Origin of the sequence: Lacimicrobium sp. SS2-24 (assembly GCF_002201535.1) — a bacterium.
Classification (GTDB): domain Bacteria; phylum Pseudomonadota; class Gammaproteobacteria; order Enterobacterales; family Alteromonadaceae; genus Lacimicrobium.
On the sequence record NZ_NIWW01000009.1, the window covers coordinates 84,654 to 103,358 of the forward strand.

An 18,705-nucleotide genomic window follows, 5' to 3' on the forward strand; every position below is an offset into this window, starting at 1 on the left:
TCAATCTGGACACTGGTTAAGGCCGACATCAGGCGATATACTGGCTGCTGTTTCTAAGCTAAAAAAGATTTCAAGCCCCGTCATGGCGCCAAAGGAGAACATTGCATGTTAATACTGGCACTGGCTGTCTGCGCACTGTATCTGATTGCAGTGGGTCATATCAGCGCCAGATTATTTCACCAGGAAGGTCCCAAGCACAGATTATCCATTCTGGTGGGCAGTCTGGCGGTCATCGCCCACATGGTTCTGGTGATTGATGGTATTTTCAGCGGTTCCGGGCAGAATATGAGCATTTTGAATGTGGCGTCTCTGGTCGCACTGATGATCACCTTATCCATGACCATCGCCTCATTCAGTCTGCCTAATGCACTGCTGTTACCCATGGTGTATGGGTTTGCAGCTTTTATCGTACTGATTAATCAACTAGTACCCGACTCTTACGTCATGCACATAGACTTGCGTCCGGCATTACTGACGCATATTACGCTGGCCCTGTTTGCCTATGGTTGTCTGATGATCAGCATGTTGTATGCACTGCAACTCTCTTACATCAATTTTCGCTTAAAACACAAACAAGTCTCCTTGCTGCACTCGTCTTTACCTCCGTTAATGATCGTGGAGAATATCTTTTTCAGACTGCTGCTGATTGGAACGGTCATTCTGACCTTATCTCTGGCCAGTGGCTTTGTTTTTCTCGATGATATGTTTGCTCAGCATCAGGCACACAAAACACTGCTATCGGTGATAGCCTGGCTGATTTTCAGTGGACTGCTGTTGGGTCATCACTGGCTGGGATGGCGAGGCAGACCTATTATCATCGGCACGATAACAGGCGCAATTTTGCTGACTTTGGCTTACTTTGGCAGCAGGTTTGTGAAAGAAGTTTTACTGGGAATGTAACCCTAAGTTTGGCACACTCCCCGGTCTGATGAGAAGGGCATGGCTGATGTCAGCCGGTTCGGAAAACTAAACAGGAATCCTTTTTGGACGAAATCACTACCGGTACGCTTTTTATTCTGCTTGCCGTCTTAATTGTACTCTCTGCATATTTCTCCAGTTCGGAAACCGGCATGATGTCCATTAACCGGTACCGGCTGAAGCATCTGGTCAAGGAAGATCACAGTGGCGCAAAACGTGTGCACAAGCTGCTGCTCCGACCCGACAGACTGATTGGACTGATTCTGATAGGAAATAACCTGGTCAACATTGCGGCCTCGGCGGTGGCAACGATCATCGGTATGCGACTGTTCGGTGATATCGGTATCGCTATCGCGACTTTTGCGCTGACATTGATTATCCTGGTCTTTGCAGAGGTCACGCCAAAGACGCTCGCTGCGCTGTATCCAGAAAAAATATCCTTTCCCAGCTCCTTTATCCTGCTGCCGTTATTGAAACTTTTTTATCCTTTGGTGTATGTCATCAATGGCTTTACCAATGGCATTTTGATCCTGTTTCGGATTAATCCGGCAAGTAGCGGCGAGGACAGCCTCAGTCGTGAGGAACTGCGAACTGTCGTACATGAAGCTGGCGCCATGATCCCCAAACAGCACCAGGAGATGCTGGTAGGCATTCTGGACCTGGAAAAAGTGACAGCCGAAGATATCATGATCCCGCGCAACGAAATTGTTGCCATTGATGTCAACGATGACTGGAAATCCATCCAGAAACAGTTATTTCATTCTCAACACACTCGCGTCTTGCTGTATCGCGACAACATTGACGATGCCGTTGGCTTCCTGCATATGCGGGATGCGCTAAAGCTACTGACAAAAGATGAGTTTTCTAAAGCAAGTCTGCTACGGGCAGTGCGGGAAATTTACTTCACCCCGGAATCCACGCCTCTGCATACTTTGTTGTATAAGTTTCAGGCTGCAAAAGAGCGCATTGGCCTGGTGGTGGACGAATACGGCGACATTCAGGGGTTAGTCACCCTGGAAGATATTCTCGAAGAAATTGTCGGTGATTTTACAACCACGATTCTGCCCACACACAGTAAAGAGGTGAACCTTGAATCGGATGGCAGTGTGTTGGTTGATGGCAGCGCAAATATCCGTGATTTGAATAAGGAAATGGGATGGCATTTCCCCACTGAGGGGCCAAAGACCTTAAATGGTCTGATCATAGAGCACTTTGAAGAGATTCCCCAGGTTAACCTGTGCTGCCGGATTGCCGGCTATCCATTAGAAATCATTGAGAATAATGAGAATATGGTCAAATCTGTGCGGGTGATGCCGGTCTTTTACAAAACGCCCGTAGACAGCAGGCCAGAGAGCACCGGCAATTAACGCCTCAATTCTGCCTTTTACCACCGAGCAGTGCAGTTGAGGCTGCTTTTGCCGCAAGACCTCTTACGGACGCTTCTTTGATTTGACGTCTTTGGATGCGGAAGTCTCTGAATCGTTCGCTTCCTCCCGCCGTTGGAGGATAATGGCTTTAAGACGCTCAACATTGTCATTCAGACGATTGAGACCACTGAAAATGTCTTCCAGCTCCTTGTCCCGGACCAGATCTGATTGCGCAATATGATTTTCCAACACCTGCTGCAAATAAGCAGGTAATGTTTTACCCGACATGCCTCTCTCCTCCTCTGCTCTTTATCGGTCACTGTCACAGAAGCTAAAGAGAAAATTCGGCACCAAAGCACCTGCAGATTAAACTTCCCAAATCTGAGTTGCCCACATAGGGCTCTGAGACATTGCAGCACCAGATTTGTTAATTGTTGGCCGAGCGCATTAACAGCTGGCGCAGCACACGCAGAGATACAGGTTTGAAGGACTGACCTGAAATCGCCACCGCAGAGGATAAAGGGCGTTAGGGAATATACTGTCGGGTCAGCGTGGCCTGTCCAGTGGTGTTATCGTAATTGAGCTCTGCAACACCGGCTGTGGCAAAGAGCAGAGAATGGGATTGACTACAAAGCACATCAACCAGAGCACTGACGAAGGGCATATGACTGACAATCAGAATAGCGTTTATTTGCGGGCGAGTTTCTATCAACGCGTGACAATAATCTGAAAAATCAGAGGCATCACCATAAGGCGTTACCTCTTCGGTCTGAATCACTTCATTGACGGGCAGGTGTTGCTGAACCGCCTTCAGGGTTTGCCGGGCACGTGTATAGGGGCTAACGATTGCCAAATCCACCTCGTTAGCGGTTTGCAACAGCCAACGACCGGTTGCCACAGACTCTGCCTGACCTAAAGACGTAAGCTCACGACTGGCATCCTGGGAAAAGCGGCTTTGAGCCTCACCATGACGCATAATGAAGATTTGCATTAACTTGAAATACCCTGAAAACTGCAATGGAGTTGCAATTGCATAGATTATCCTATTTCATTACTGGTAAACACCCCCGAAGGCATGACAAACGGTGATTCAAAGCAAACATGATCGATGCCGTTATCGCTACCTGACTCTGGAAAACGGGTTACGGGTTCTATTGGTAGAAGATACCGATTGCAAAAAGTCAGCCGTGTCGGCCACTATCGCTATGGGACACTTCCAGGACCCGCAACATTGCGAAGGCTTATCTCACTTACTCGAGCATATGCTCTTTATGGGGTGTGAACATTTCAATCAGCCGAATCATCTGGCGGATTTTCTCGCCTCACGGGGCGGTCACATTAATGCCTGGACAGGTACGGAACACTCCAGTTTCTATTTTGACACACTCACTGATGCGCTGGATCCGGCCCTGTCCCACTTTTCGGCCATGTTGTGCAACCCCTGTTTTAGTGTCAGTGGTATTGAATCTGAAGTGCAAGCTATCGATGCGGAGTTTCGCCTCAAGCAGCAAGACGACTTAAGGTGTCTGTATCAGGTGCACAAAGAGACCTGCAATCCCGCCCATCCCTTTAGCCAGTTTTCTGTGGGTAATTTGGACATATTCTCGCAATTCAGTGGCGAGGAATTACAACGCATGTTGTTTAAGATCCATGCTGAGCATTACCGTGCTGGTAATATGACCTTGTGTGTGGTTTCCAACTTGCCCCTGGCACAGAGCTGCGCACTGGTTGAGAAGCATTTTCGCACTATACCGCCCGGTATCCGCCCTGCTGATGCGTTACCACCGTTGTATACCTCACAGCACCTGGGGCAAATCATTAAGGTGGTGCCAATCAAAACTGCCAGGCGCATGATCCTGACCTTCGCCTTACCGGACATCCAACCGCACTATCGCAGCAAGCCGCTTTACCTGCTCAGCCACCTTATCGGCGATGAAGGTCAGGGCAGTTTACTCAGCCACCTCAAGCATCAGGGTCTGGCCACTAACCTCAGTGCCGGAGGCGGCATTCAGGGCAGTAACTTCAAAGACTTCAATATCAACCTGCAATTGACGGAAACCGGCGCGCTCGAATGGCAAAGAGTGCTGGAGGCGGTGTTTGCTTACCTGAAGCTGATAAAGTCAGAGGGTATTAGCCGCTGGCGTTTTGATGAGCGCAGACAGTTCAATCAGCTGGCTTTTGATTACCATGACAAGGCCAAGCCCATTGATCTGGCCGCCAGTCTCTCTGTGCAAATGCACCACTATCCTGAAGAGCACGTGCTGGTGGGCGAGTACATCATGGATCGTTATGATCCCGAACTGGTGACATCGATGCTGGGCAAATTGATGCCAGAGAACATGCGCCTGAAACTAATTATGCCGGATTTAACCACCGACAAAACAGCCAAGTGGTATTCAACGCCCTATGCGGTATCTCCGTTACCCGCCCGCCTTATTCAGCGCTTAAATTCAGTGTCCGTGCCGTCCGATATGCAACTACCGTCCGCTAACCCTTATCTTTGCGTACGCACCGAACCTTATAAGAGTAATCCGGATTTTAACCAGCCTCAAAACCTGATAGCCGATCGCGGCTTTACATTCTGGTTTGGTCAGGATGCTGATTTTCGCCAACCCAAAGGGGAGCTGTATTTATCCTTAGACAGCGCGGCAATGGAACAAGGCTGTGAACTCAGAAGTTATAAACGGGTCTGGGCCAGCATGGTCCAGGATAAGCTTAATCAGGATTACTACCAGGCAGTCATTGCCGGACTAAACCTTCACTTTTATGCCCATCAGGGGGGCTTTTCTTTACACACCAGTGGTTTTAGCGACAGACAGTTTGACCTCGCCGCACAGGTCTTACGCGATATCATGCACTTTGAGTTTAACGACAGTCAGTTTGAACAAGCACGGGCAAGGCAATGGCAAGCGATGCAAAATACCCTGCTCAACAAACCCATCAACCGGCTTTTTACCCGCCTGTCAGTATTATTACAGCCGCTATCCGACTCACCTCTGGATATGCTGCCGGTGTTGGATAGCGCAACGGCCCCCAACATGCGAAAGATGCAGGATCAGATTCTGCAGCAAATGCATCTGGATGCGTTTGCCTATGGTGACTGGCAGTTGAAGGAGGCGAAAAAATTCGCCAAACATATCAAGCAAGACGTACTCAGCCAGTTTCAAGCAGGAGACCTACTCCCACGCAAAGTCGTCAGCCTGCAGTCAGAACAGCGCCACCTGTTACCGGTGCGCTGCCAACCCGGCGAACATGCCGTGCTGCTGTACCTGCAATCTCCGGATAACTGTGCCGCCAATATTGCAAAAACCATCCTCACTGAACAGCTGCTCGCGGCGCCATTTTTCAATCAGCTGCGTACTGAAAAGCAATTGGGCTATGTTGTGGGCTCTGGCTATATGCCTTATAACCAGCACCCGGGCATGGGTTTTTATGTGCAATCCCCCAATCATTCACCTGAAATTCTGAGCCGACATATTGACGAGTTCCTCTTCCAGGCGCCACGGTTGATTGAATCTATTCCGGAAACGGAATGGCTGGGACTCAAATCCAGTATCAGTAAACAACTTACAGCCCGTGACACCAGCCTTTCCATGCGTTGTCAGCGTTTATGGCTGGCTATTGGCAATCAGGACATCAACTTCAATCAGCAGGAGCAACTGAGTGGTCAGATTGAACGTGTCAGCATTGCTGACATCATTCGTTATTTTGACCAACTGATGTCCGAAACAACCTCAGCCCAGGTGCTGCTTTATAGCCAGAGCACGGCAGATTTTACGCTCCCGGTGGAAGGACAAAAGATCAACAATGTGGGTGAATTCAAAGCAAATGCCACGTTAGTGCCATAAAGCCCTTGTTTTTCAACCTATATCCTTTGACTTGCTTGCCAACATCTTTTACTTTAGGAGGCCTTACGCCTTATGCGCAGCGGGATAGCGCGATATATGTGCCGGTTAAGGATGGCCGAAGGTAGAGCACTCAAGAATTAAAAATTATTATAATTGCAGCCTATGCTGCCCCAAAGGTGTCCTTTGCGTCTTTCGTTGACCAATCTGGCTTGTCTGTTGTCAGTGCTGACTGTGCTCGGCTGTTACTCCGTGACGGCCTCGGCAACAACAGATATCTCGGCGCTGCAATTTGACAACTACTCCGTAGCGGAAGGCCTCACTCAATCTACGGTTATCGATATTATCGAGGATAAACATGGCTTTATCTGGGTAGCCACCGGGGATGGGCTGAACCGTTTCGATGGTTACGAATTTAAACAGTATCATCACAGTCCCGGTGCCACTAATAGCTTACCAGACAAAATTGTGCGCAAGCTATTTATTGATAGTAAAGAACGCTTATGGATAGGAACTGATAAAGGGCTGGCCCGATACAATCAGGAAAAAGATGATTTTACCCGCTTTGACAATGGCAACACTGAGCTAACCAATAGCTTTATCGGTGCAATCAGTGAAACTGAAGACGGAGAGCTCTGGATTGCCAACAAACAACATCTATATCGCTATAACGAGCAAAAAAACGACTTTGCCGTTATTACACTGGCTGGAAAGTCCGTATTCCCTGAAACCACATTGATACATCATGAGTCAGACTTTATTTGGATAGGGAGTTACGGTCAGGGCATATGGGTTTATGACAAGTCCAGTAAAAACCTCCACTCTTTGAAAGAAAATAATCCCTGGGGCTTGAATATTCCCAGCGATATCCTTCATGACCTGAAAATTATAAATGGCCAATATTGGCTGGCGACAGAGCAAGGACTTTACGTTGTAAATCAAGAGCTTAATTTGTTAAGAATTTTAGATAAGCGATCTTCACCGTCTATCGCGGGAGATACTGTCCGCTCAATCTCTACAGAAGCCAATGGAGACATCTGGATTGGTACGACTGAAGGCTTGAGTATACTAAATCCTACAACCATGGCGATACTGACAATCGATCAGCGTAATGATGCTCTGGTATCTCTAAAAAGCCGTTACATTTTTAAACTTTTTACCGACCGGAATGACACCCTGTGGCTAGGTAGTTATACCGGCGGATTGCATCGCTTTAATGAAAATGCAGCATTCATTAAACACTACGAAGCAATACCTCACAGTAACATTTCTTTATCAGGCAACATGGTCTGGGCACTTTCTGAATCTGGAGATGGCAACATTTGGATTGCCACTCAGACCGACGGTCTCAACCATTTCAACCCACAAACAGGGGAGTTTTCCCACTACCTTCAGGACTTTCCACATTTCATTTGGGATATGTCGATTGATGATAAAGATAGAGCTTGGCTCGCAACCATGGACGGTGTCTATGTCTATCAACTTGTTAAAAATGCCCCTCCTGTCCGGCTAACACAACTTCTTCCTAGCGAAGCAGTAGAGAATATTAGCCTCGCAGCAGGGAAGGCCTGGCTATCTACAACAGGCAAGATGACCTCAATTGATTTGGAAGACTTCTCTATTTCCCATACCCAAGTCGCTAATAGTGAAGGGCAACTGGTAAAGCCGACCATAGTTGACAGCAATAAAAACCTTTGGATGATCTCCGGAGGTAAGCTGAGCTTGTACAATCTCGACACTCAACAGTTCAATCACTTACTAGTACAACCCGAGCAACAACCTTCACCATTTTTAAATGCAAATGCGGTCATTGAAGGGGAAAAGTTTTTTTGGATTTCCAGTCTAAAGAACGGGTTATATAAATTAGATAAAAGCACCTATCAACCTGTTCAACACTTCAGTAAAGCAAATGGTTTGTCTGATAATGTTGTCCTAACTATGTTGTTGGACAAACAATACTTGTGGGTTGCCACCTTTAAAGGCATCGATCAGATTTCGTTGAATGACGGCAAGATTGTAAGGCATATCACGCGCGCACAACTTGATTACAACGAACTCAATGAGTCAGCCGGGCTTATCACCAAGAACGGGAGTATTTTATTCGGTGGTACCAACGGCTTCCATGTGTTCCGACCGGAAAGGCTTACCAACAGTGCCGTAGCACTCTCAATGAAACCTACCATCACCGGACTACAGTTACTCAACCAACGGGTCACATTGAACGACATAGGCAGTCCATTAGATAAGCCGATTCATTTAACTAATGCACTGACCCTTGAGAATGATGCGTCGCCGTTTTCCTTTGAGTTTGCTCAGATCAACCCGATTAATCCGGGTTCCATTAATTATCGCTACCAGATGCAGGGACTGTCCGATCAGTGGCTTGAGGCAGACAGTCGAATTCGTCAGGCCAGCTTCACTAATCTGGGCTTTGGTGATTATGTGTTTAAGGTTCAGGCCCGGGAGCTGGATGGCCCCTGGTCTGATGCCGCTGCACTGAAAATTCATATTAAATCGCCTATATGGCTGCACCGCTACGCACTTATCATCTATGCCCTGTTAGGGTTTTTATTACTGAGCTACTGGTATAATCAATACCAGCACCGTAAAAACACGCAAAAGCGAGTTCAGGACAGCGAAGAGCGCCTCAAACTGACATTGTGGAGCAGCGGCGATGAACTCTGGGATTGGGACATTCCAAAAGAAGAAGTATTTCGTTCCAATATCTGGGGCATTATGGATTTCCCACAGGATAATCAGCGTGTGGTCACCGAATTGCCTTCCAATATACACCCTGCTGATATCTCCAGAGTGAGAGAGGTGCTTAGCGAGCATCTCCAGGGCCACAGTGAATTTTATGAAACCACCTACCGGGTAAAAAACTTCAGTGGCAAATGGATGTGGTTACTCGACAGGGGCAAAGTGGTGACCTGGTCTGCGGACAAAAAGCCCTTGCGCATGACCGGTACCCTGAAAAATATCAGCCACTTAAAAGAAGCCGAAGAGCAACTGCGGCTCTTTAAACGCTCCATCGAAACCATTTCAGATGGTGTCTTTATTACGGACACCAGCTTTAGAATCGTGTCAGTAAACCAGGCCTATTGTCACCATACTGGCGAGAGTAAACAAAAAGCCCTTGCCAGTTACCTCAATTTCGAACAGTACCCCCCTGCTTTCACTGAAGAGGTGCGCAAAGCCCTGAAACAGAAAGGTAACTGGAGCGGTGAAGTTGAATCCGTTCGCCACGGCAATGACCGTTATGAAATTGATTTAAACATCGATGCGATTCAAGACGAAACGGGCAGTGTCAGCCACTTTGTCGGCGTATTCTCAGACATCACATCCCGTAAGCAGACCGAGAAAGAACTGCTGCAACTGGCCAATACCGACACCCTCACCGGTCTGCCGAACCGTTCTTTCTTCCAGGCCAGTCACCAGAACCTGATCAGGCGCACCACTTCTCATGCTCTCATTTGCATGGACATGGATAATTTTAAGAAGATCAATGACTCCATGGGACATCAGACCGGTGACTTGCTGATTAAGCAAATCGCCGCAAGACTACAAAAAATTACCGGCACCAGCTCAACCTGTTATCGACTGGGTGGAGACGAGTTCAGTATTCTGATTGAAAATACCACCGATGTGCATCGCATTACTCACCTGGCACAAAGCATTCTGGATGATATGGCCCGCTCATTTGTGATTAATCGTCAGGAGTTTGTGTTAGGTGCGAGCCTTGGCATTGCCTTCTACCCGGAGGACGGCAAAACCCCTCAGGAACTGCTGAAAAATGCGGATACGGCCATGTATTTCGCCAAAAACGCCGGGGGCAATAAGTATCAGTTCTTCAGCGGTGAGATGAACCAGAACGCGGTACGCCAGCTACAGATAGAAAACCTGATTCGCCACGGCATTAAAGAGGACTTATTCACCGTTTACTACCAGCCTAAAGTCGATATTGCCTCAGGTCAGTTAATCAGTATGGAAGCCCTGGTGCGCTTTGAGCATCCCGAAAAGGGCATTGTCAGCCCTGACCAGTTTATTCCACTGGCAGAGGAAACCGGGCAAATCATCGATATTGGTGAAATCGTGCTGCGCAAAGCCTGTGAACAGACTCAGCAATGGGTGAAAAAGGGGCTGTTTACCGGCCGTGTGGCCATCAATATTTCAGCCCGACAATTTGAATTACCCGATCTTGATCGGCGTATTGAACAAATACTAAAAGAAACCGGTCTGTCGGCATTGCATCTTGAGTGTGAAATCACCGAGGGCACGCTGATGCAGCATCCCGAACAGTCCCTACAGCTGATGCAGCGTCTGCGAGAAATGGGGATTCACCTGGCACTGGACGACTTTGGTACTGGCTATTCCTCACTGGCGTACCTGAAACGCTTCCCGTTGAATACACTTAAGATCGACAAAGCTTTTATCGATGATATTGCCACCAGCTCTGTTGACAGGCATATGACCAGTGCCATCATCACCATCGCCCACAACCTTGGCCTTAAGGTCGTTGCCGAGGGCGTGGAAGAAGAGCAGCAGCTGAGCATACTGCGCCGCTACGAATGTGAAATGCTGCAGGGCTACCTGTATAGCAAGCCTTTGAGTGCTGAACGCTTTACCCGCCTTCTGGTTGAAAACCGTCATTTGTCTAAACTGATTAAACAACAAAACCTCTAACCCCTTTACACCTTGCACCGCGCACCTGAATCCAGCCCTCTCGCTGTACCATAAATTGCCGCCATCCTTAATGCTGGCGGCAATGGGTGGCAGGGCTTTGCCTGTTGTCGGCTCAACAGCATCAGCCATACTCTCCTGTCTCCCCGGTCGGATCGCCACAATCAAGGTAACGACAACATTTTGACGTTTCTCGTCAAAAGACATTAAAAGCAATACCTTTGTATATTTATCAATAACTTACACAACATGGCACGGGATTCGCTATTAATGCTTCGGCAGCGCTAGTTCGCTGTTAATAATAATTAACCCGATAGGAGAGAAAACATGTTGAAAGCTTATGCAATGGCCCTTGTTATGACCACAGCAGCTCCGGTAGCAGATAAGGCAGCCGACGGCGCAAAAACTCAGGCGCAGTCTCCAGCCCCTGCAATGCAAATCTGGAAGCCAGGTTCAGTTCGCCTGTAAGCAAAGCTTGTTGTTCAGCATTGGCTGAAGGACGACAGTATTCGAAAAAGAGGGCTTGCCCTCTTTTTTTATGTCTGAAAGAAAAATTAATCTGAACGTCGGTGACAAGCTGACACTGTGCTCTTTAATGTCAAAGACCCGCCCTACTCGCCGGACGCCTTGTCCAACAGGGTTACAAACGTCAAGGCTGCGCTGCGAACCAAAGCACTGAGTGTGCCTTCACTTTGATATACGACAACGTACGGGGAGAGCTCAAGCGCTGTTATAACTCATAGAGTCACGGAATCTGTTGCGCTCGTCACTATGATGGATTTTATACAAACACGTGATATCCCTTTACCACGTCGCTATTCTCAGCGCCCTGGACAGGGCAATTTAGTGCTTAAGCTGGATTGCAGCGTCGCATATGCGACGACAGCAGCCAGTGCCGTTCTGTTAGCTTTTTTCAGACTGGGCCGGTGCGTTGGAAGGTTCACTCGGGTTGAGGTGTTTACAGCCGGTTCCGGGCGATACCATGGAGAGCAGAATCTGTACTACAAAATGCATTGGATCTTATCGCTTATCTTAAAAAGGTTAACCACAACGGTTGCTGCTGGCCTAGGCACGCAGATAGACGCTACCGAAACTGCGCACTCGACGCAGCGCAAGGCGTCTTTTGACGTTGAATAAGGGTAATATCAGCGGTCCGAAAAATAGCCCAGCCAACCCCCAGCGCCTGGCGCTCAAGCCGCTACGAAAACTCTCCACATAACAAAACAATGCAGAAGCAAAGCAAGCCAGAAGTCCAACAATCATCATCCGCCCTCTTACAACAAAAAAAGCTGCCTGTATGACTACAGACAGCTTCATTATACCACTTTGGACTTACAATGTAGTTTTTTATTCGTTAATATTATGTTAAGCGGGCGTTACGAATAAAAAGGCTTGCTCTCCCCTGCCATAGTCTTAAGCAACGCCGCCGGCGCAAACTTGTCACCATAAAGGCCCTGATAATGTTCTAAGCGGGCCACCACATGGTCAATACCGAGGCTGTCCATATACCTGAAAGGTCCTCCGAGAAACGGCGGAAAGCCGATACCGAAAATAGCACCTATATCACCGTCTCTGGGATTGCGGATCACACCCTCATCAAGACACATGGCCGCTTCGTTAAGCATCAGTAAGATACAACGTTCTGCAATCTGTTCATGGCTAAATTGTTGCGAAGGCGATAAACCCAGCAAGCTATAAACGGACTCATCCACTTCTTTACCGGGTTTTTTACCCGAGTACAGGTAAAGTCCCTTCTTATTCTTTTTACCCTTGCGATCATCGGCCAGTAGTTTGTCAAAGGCATCGGGGGCTTTAAACCGATCCCCTAACTCCTCCACCAATATGGGAGAGATTTTGGCACCAATATCAATACCCACTTCATCTAACAACTTCATCGGGCCAACCGGAAAACCAAAGTTCAACAGCGCTTTGTCTATTTGCTCTATGGGCTCACCACTGAGCAGCACGTTCGCCGCCTCGTTCATATAGGGAGCCAGAATACGATTGACATAAAAACCCGCACCATCTTTAACGACAATGGGTGTTTTCCCCTGCTTGCGGGCAAATTCCACTGTTGTCGAAATAGTTTGATCATCAGTCTGTGGATGAGGGATCACCTCAGCCAGCGGCATTTTGTCGACAGGCGAAAAGTAATGCAGCCCTATGACCTGCTGAGGGCGCTTCGCTTCGGCCGCTATTTTTGTAATCGGGATAGATGATGTATTGGTGGCAAAAATGGTCTTGTCATGGCAATGGGCTTCAACATCCTCCACCATTTGTTGCTTCAGTTTAAGGTCTTCAAATACCGCTTCGATCACCAAGTCCACGTCTTTAAAGCCGGAGTAGTCGGTACTGCCAGTCAGTAAAGACAGCTGCTTTTGCATTTCAGATTTACGCATAAAGCGACGCTTGACCTTTTTAATCAGAATGTCATAGCTGTATTTGATGGCATTAGCGATACCCTCTGAGCGGATATCCTTAATACGAACTGGCAAACCGGCTTTGGTGGCCGTCACGTAAGCGATACCTCCTCCCATTAGCCCACCGCCCAACACCGCTGTTTTATGCAGTTTCGCCGGTTCGACACCTTCAACACCGGTTTCTTTCTTCATCTGCGTGGTGGCAAAGAAAATATTCCGTAACTCATTCGATTCCGGCGTCATCACCAGTTGACCAAAGTGACGTGCTTCGGTCTCATAACCTCTGCCAGAGCTGACACCGGCCTCGATACAATCGATAATCCGCTCCGGAGCCGGATAGTTACCTCGTGTCTTGGCAAGGGTCTGTTTACGCGCTTGCTTAAACAGGAACCCACGTCCAAATGGCGTCTGCTCCAGAACTTTATTCACAAGACTCAGGCTGGGACCTTCACGCTGCGGTTTGCGCTTTTTGGCATATTGAACCGCCACATCCATCAAAATGGATTGCGGCACACAATCGTCCACCAGCCCATCACGCTTAGCCTGTTTCGGACGCAGCTGCTTACCCGTCAACATCATGGTCATGGCTTTTTGAATGCCAATTAATTTCGGCAATCGTTGCGTACCACCGGATCCGGGAAGCAAACCCAACTGAACTTCAGGCAGGCCCATGGCGGTTTTACTGTCGTCGCTGCAAATACGATAGTGACAGCACAGGGCCAGTTCCAGCCCTCCACCGAGCGCTGGCCCGTGGATTGCCGCCACCACAGGTATTTTCATATTTTCGATTCGCTGGAACATTTGCTGACCCGCACGGGATAGTTGTTCAGCGTCGTCGGCAGACTGACAGGCAGCCAACATACTGATATCGGCACCGGCAACGAAAGAATTCGCTTTGCCGCTGGCGATCACCAGCCCTTTAACTCCCGGGTCTTTATCGATTTCATCCAGTTGTTCGGCAATTTGCTCTGCAAACTCGGCTTTTAGGGTGTTCATGCTTTCGCCAGGAACATCCATGGTCAGGATGGCAATACCATCGTCACGCTGGGATAACGTAAATGCGCTCTTAGTTGTTGACATGCTTGCCTCCTTATTCCGTTTCCAGAATCATTGCGGCCCCCAGGCCTCCAGCGGCGCAGGCAGTAACCAGTCCGGTTCCACCTCCGCGACGATTCAGTTCATTTAACATCTGCGTAATCATTCGTGTTCCTGTCGCGGCGAAAGGATGGCCGTAGGCAATCGAGCTGCCCATGACGTTGAACTTATCCATATCAATCTCACCGGTAGCCTTATCACGCCCCAGTTTTTCCTTTGCAAACTGATCGCTGGCAAACATCTTAATATTGGCAAGGGTCTGGGCAGCAAAGGCTTCATGCATCTCAATCAGGGTCAAATCCTTCAAGGTCATACCGGCTCTGTCCAGTGCAATCGGTGTGGCATAGGAAGGCCCCATCAGCATGTCCTGCCAGACATCGATGGCCGAGAAGGCGTAGCTTCGAATAAAGCCAAGTGGTGTATAACCCAGCGCCTTAGCGCGACTTTCTGTCATCATCAGCACGGCCGATGCGCCGTCAGTAAGCGGCGTAGCATTGGCGGCGGTTACCGTGCCATATTTACGGTCGAAAACTGGTCTTAATTTGGCGTAACTTTCCAGTTTTGAATCAAAGCGGACATTGTTATCTTGCTCCAATGCGCCTTTAAAGGGCTCTGCATAGGCCGTCATTACCTCGTCTTTGAGCTTTCCCTGTTCCCAGCTTTGTGCCGCATGGCTATGCGAGCGATGCGCCAGGGCGTCCTGATCTTCACGACTGATTTGGTGCGTCTTGGCCATTTGCTCCGCCGTGTCTCCCATGGATAGCCCGGTAGAATACTCGGCAACAGCAGGCGGCACTGGCAACAAATCCTTAAAGCCAAGACGTTTAATCACATTCCATTTCTGACCCAGGGTTTTGGTCTTCTGCAAATCAACCAAGGCTCTGGCCAGATTTTTAGACACGCCAATAGGAGAAACGGAAGTAGAATCGGCGCCCCCTGCCAATCCAATTTCGATATTTCCTGCCATCATGGACTCGGCAATATTAACCGTTGCCTGAAAACTGGTAGCACACGCACGTGACACGCTATAGGCATCAGTATGAACCGACATGCCAGTTCCCAACACTATTTCCCTGGCTATATTAGGCGCTTCAGGCATTTGCACGACCTGTCCATACACCAGTTGTTCAACCAGTTTCGGATCCAGGTTTGCTCTGACGAGCATCTCATTGACGACCATTTTGCCTAAATCAACGGCGGGAACACCATGAAAATACGTGGCCATCTTTGCAAAGGGTGTGCGTAACCCACTAACAATGGCAATACGGTCGCCGCTGTGGGTGGCCACTCGGGGCGCGGCGGTTTTTTTATTGGTGGGCATATAAGATCCTTATCTAGTGGTCTGACCTGTTTGAGGTGATTGTACTCGTTAGCGGGTAAATTTCAAATTCTAGTACACGCAGACGCCTTTGATGCTATGCAAGAGCGCGTCAGTCTCCCTGACGTATCATCTCAGCAGCTTTCTCGGCAATCATGATCACAGGCGCATTGGTATTCCCCCCCACCAGAGTCGGCATCACGGAGGCGTCCACCACCCGCAGTCCGTCAAGCCCCTTTACTTTCAGATCCGGCGTTACTACCGTCATGGAATCGGCTGCCTGGCCCATCCTACAGGTTCCAACAGGGTGATAAATAGTCTCGGCGTGCTGGCGAATGAAGGCCAGTATTGCCTCATCATCGCGCACATCATTGCCTGGCATAAATTCTTGCCCGTCTACATCATCAAAGGCAGCATCCTGCAAAAGGCGCCTCGCCAGCTTCACCCCCTCGATCATGACACGACGATCGTCTTCATCGGCTAAATAGCGCGGGTCGATTAAAGGGGCACCCGTGGGGTTACGAGGATTCAGTCGTATTTCACCCCGACTCTTGGGGTACAAACAGCACACATGCAAGCCGAAACCATATCCGCCCACTAACTGTTTGCCGTGCTCTTTCAATATGGCCGGCAAAAAATGAAACTGAACATCCGCCAGCGCAGAAGAAGCTATCGCGCGGGCAAAGCCTCCGGCCTCAGCGATATTGCTGGTAAATAGCCCCTGACGAGAGCACAGGTATTGCCACGCCGCACGAAGATATGAGGGCAAGGCCGAGAGCGCCAAACCATAGCCTCCCGGGCGCTGACAGCGATACTGAACAATCGCATCCAGATGGTCCTGTAAGTTTTGCCCGACGCCCGGCAGATCCGTCACCACATCGATGCCACATTCGTTTAATTGCTCAGCAGGACCAATCCCGGAAAGCATAAGCAACTTAGGGCTGTTTATCGCACCGGCACAAAGGATAACCTCTTTGCGGGCTAACACGCGCTGATGTCCCCTGGCAGCGCTCAACTCCACACCAACCGCTCGCCCCTTTTCCGTCAGGATTCGGTTAACCGGTGCGCGGGTTATAACGTGCAGGTTTGAACGCTGTTTCGCCGGTTTGAGGTAGGCTTTGGCAGACGAACAGCGCTGTCCGTCTTTTTGGGTGACTTGATAGGCCCCCACCCCCTCTCGGTTCTCACGATTAAAATCCTCGATATGTGCCAGGCCAACAGACTGACCGGCTTCAATAAAACGTTGACTAAGTGGACTCAAGTAGCGTAAGTCGGAGACCCCGAGTGGGCCACCAATGCCATGGAAAGCATCTTCTCCCCGCGCCTGATCCTCAGATTTTTTAAAAAAGGGCAACACGGATTGCCAGTCCCACCCTGTGGCGCCCAGCTCTGCCCAGTGATCATAATCTTGTGTGGCGCCACGGATATAACACATGGCATTAATCGAACTGGAACCACCCAGAGTTTTACCCCGAGGCCAATAGAGCTGGCGCTGGTCAAGATGCGTCTGGGGTAAAGTGTAGTAGTCCCAGTTGATGGATTTAAAGCGGGTTAACAGTGCTAGTCCGAAGGGGATGTGGATCAGTGGATTGCGATCAGGAACACCGGCTTCCAACAGGCAAACCTGACATTGCGGATCCTCTGACAGCCTTGCTGCCATTACTGCGCCGGCAGACCCTCCGCCGACGACAATATAATCAAAGCTTTGTTTTTCTGTCACACTCAGTCACTGCCACCATGTTATTTGCTCCGCGGTGCGGAGTATCCGCCCGCTAACACATCGTACCAGTGTATCAGAAAATACAAAACCCGTTACCTATGCAATTATCGGTTTCTGCCATATTGCTCATGGGATGATACCCAGTCAGAAGACGATATTGCAGAAGCCAGGGATATCTCCCCCGCCAAAACGACTGCGGCCACTATTTCTGCAAACTTGTTCACCGTGCCTTTACCATAACAGCCCATTAACTCAAGACACTCGCGCTGAGTGCCTATGCCGGTGCCACCACCGTACGTGGCCACAATCAGCGACGGGATGGTGATAGAAAGATAGAGATCCCCTTCGTCTGTCAGCTCCGAATACAAAATGGCTGCCGATGACTCGGAAACATTAGCCACGTCCTGCCCCGTTGCAATGAACATGGCAGTAATACCATTGGGCGAGTGCAGACCGGTATTATTTACACCGGAAAGAAATGATCCCACACCAGCAACCCGGCCATGGTAATCAATTTGCTTGGGATCGACCCGCATCACCTGCAATAAATGCTCACGCTTAATAGTGGCTTCTGCAGTGACACGTTTTCCACGGGTGCGCATAATGTTGATCTGCGAGGCTTTTTTGTCGGTGGCAAAATTAGATTCCAGATAAAAATTCTTAATTCCCTGATAGTGGTCCAGAATCCAGCCACACGCAGCAAAGGTCGCCCGACCAACCATATTCTGACCGGCAGCATCACCGGTTTTAAAGTTAAAACGTAAAAAAGCAAATTTGTTGGAGAGGAAATTATCGATATAAGTGAGCTTACCTACCGAAGTCGTGGACTCGGCCTCTGCCTTGATGGTTTCAAAATTATCTTTTACCCACTGCACAAAATCACGGGCGCCACGAGCATCCTCAAATACAAATACCGGTGCCCGCTGCATAGCATCGTCCACCACCGTAGCTTTCACCCCACCACTCATGTTCAACAGCTTCATACCGCGGTTGTAAGACGCCACCAGAGTTCCCTCTGTGGTGGCCATGGGGATCATAAACTCGCCCTGTGCATGCTCTCCATAAATCGTAAAGGGCCCCGCGATGCCCATAGGAACCTGCGCGACCCCGATGAAGTGTTCAATATTGCCCTGTAGCTGATGGGGATCGATGGAATACTGACCTACATGGTTGACCTTACCACCAGAGAACTTCTCGAAGTATTTCTGACGGGTTTTAATGATGTCCTCACCATAGTCATCCATATCGTCACGGGGAATTTTATTTTCGGCCACCTTATCTTCAGTGACCACGTCTTCCACTTCAAATTTCAGGGTACCGAATGGCGACGCTTTAAAGCTGA

Annotated in this window: 10 protein-coding genes; 4 read left to right on the plus strand and 6 right to left on the minus strand. The window is 49.0% G+C overall.

The annotated features are described in order from the left end of the window. The first annotated feature begins 105 nt into the window (after positions 1–105). Together ccsA and CCY32_RS14590 are read left to right on the plus strand one after the other, a co-directional pair. Entirely contained in the window at positions 106–900 is a 795-nt protein-coding gene (gene ccsA / locus CCY32_RS14585) for a cytochrome c biogenesis protein CcsA (protein WP_246840635.1), read from the plus strand. An 83-nt stretch (positions 901–983) separates the two neighbouring features. After that, positions 984–2,285 carry an HlyC/CorC family transporter gene (locus CCY32_RS14590; RefSeq protein WP_088331957.1) on the plus strand — a complete coding sequence of 434 codons (1,302 nt, stop codon included), beginning with the start codon at positions 984–986 and terminating at the stop codon, positions 2,283–2,285. Positions 2,286–2,348: 63 nt separating this feature from the next. Here the strand turns inward: CCY32_RS14590 and CCY32_RS14595 are convergent, their stop codons facing one another. Beyond that, positions 2,349–2,573 carry a hypothetical protein gene (locus CCY32_RS14595; protein WP_088331959.1) on the minus strand — a complete coding sequence of 75 codons (225 nt, stop codon included), beginning with the start codon at positions 2,571–2,573 and terminating at the stop codon, positions 2,349–2,351. A 238-nt stretch (positions 2,574–2,811) separates the two neighbouring features. Next, the gene (sixA, locus tag CCY32_RS14600) at positions 2,812–3,276 is read right to left on the minus strand and encodes a phosphohistidine phosphatase SixA (protein ID WP_088331961.1); all 465 of its coding nucleotides are present in this window, start codon (positions 3,274–3,276) and stop codon (positions 2,812–2,814) included. 94 nt (positions 3,277–3,370) lie between these two features. Between sixA and CCY32_RS14605 the strand changes: the two genes are divergently transcribed. Next, on the plus strand, positions 3,371–6,133 hold the full coding sequence (locus CCY32_RS14605) for an insulinase family protein (protein WP_088331963.1): 2,763 nt from the start codon (positions 3,371–3,373) through the stop codon (positions 6,131–6,133). 183 nt (positions 6,134–6,316) lie between these two features. Then, entirely contained in the window at positions 6,317–10,813 is a 4,497-nt protein-coding gene (locus tag CCY32_RS14610) for an EAL domain-containing protein (protein WP_348638945.1), read from the plus strand. Between the two features lie 1,373 nt (positions 10,814–12,186). Here CCY32_RS14610 and fadJ read toward each other — a convergent pair. The 4 genes from fadJ to CCY32_RS14635 all read right to left on the minus strand — a co-directional run bounded on the left by fadJ (position 12,187) and on the right by CCY32_RS14635 (position 18,607). Beyond that, positions 12,187–14,310, minus strand: coding sequence for a fatty acid oxidation complex subunit alpha FadJ (gene fadJ, locus CCY32_RS14620; RefSeq protein WP_088331967.1), 2,124 nt, complete (start codon positions 14,308–14,310; stop codon positions 12,187–12,189). Between the two features lie 10 nt (positions 14,311–14,320). Continuing rightward, positions 14,321–15,646 carry an acetyl-CoA C-acyltransferase FadI gene (gene fadI / locus CCY32_RS14625; RefSeq protein WP_088331969.1) on the minus strand — a complete coding sequence of 442 codons (1,326 nt, stop codon included), beginning with the start codon at positions 15,644–15,646 and terminating at the stop codon, positions 14,321–14,323. Between the two features lie 109 nt (positions 15,647–15,755). Then, positions 15,756–17,363, minus strand: a complete 1,608-nt coding sequence (locus CCY32_RS14630) for a choline dehydrogenase (protein ID WP_088331971.1) — start codon at positions 17,361–17,363, stop codon at positions 15,756–15,758. Between the two features lie 104 nt (positions 17,364–17,467). Then, positions 17,468–18,607, minus strand: coding sequence for a hydroxymethylglutaryl-CoA reductase (locus CCY32_RS14635; RefSeq protein ID WP_246840643.1), 1,140 nt, complete (start codon positions 18,605–18,607; stop codon positions 17,468–17,470). Between the last annotated feature and the right edge of the window lie 98 nt (positions 18,608–18,705).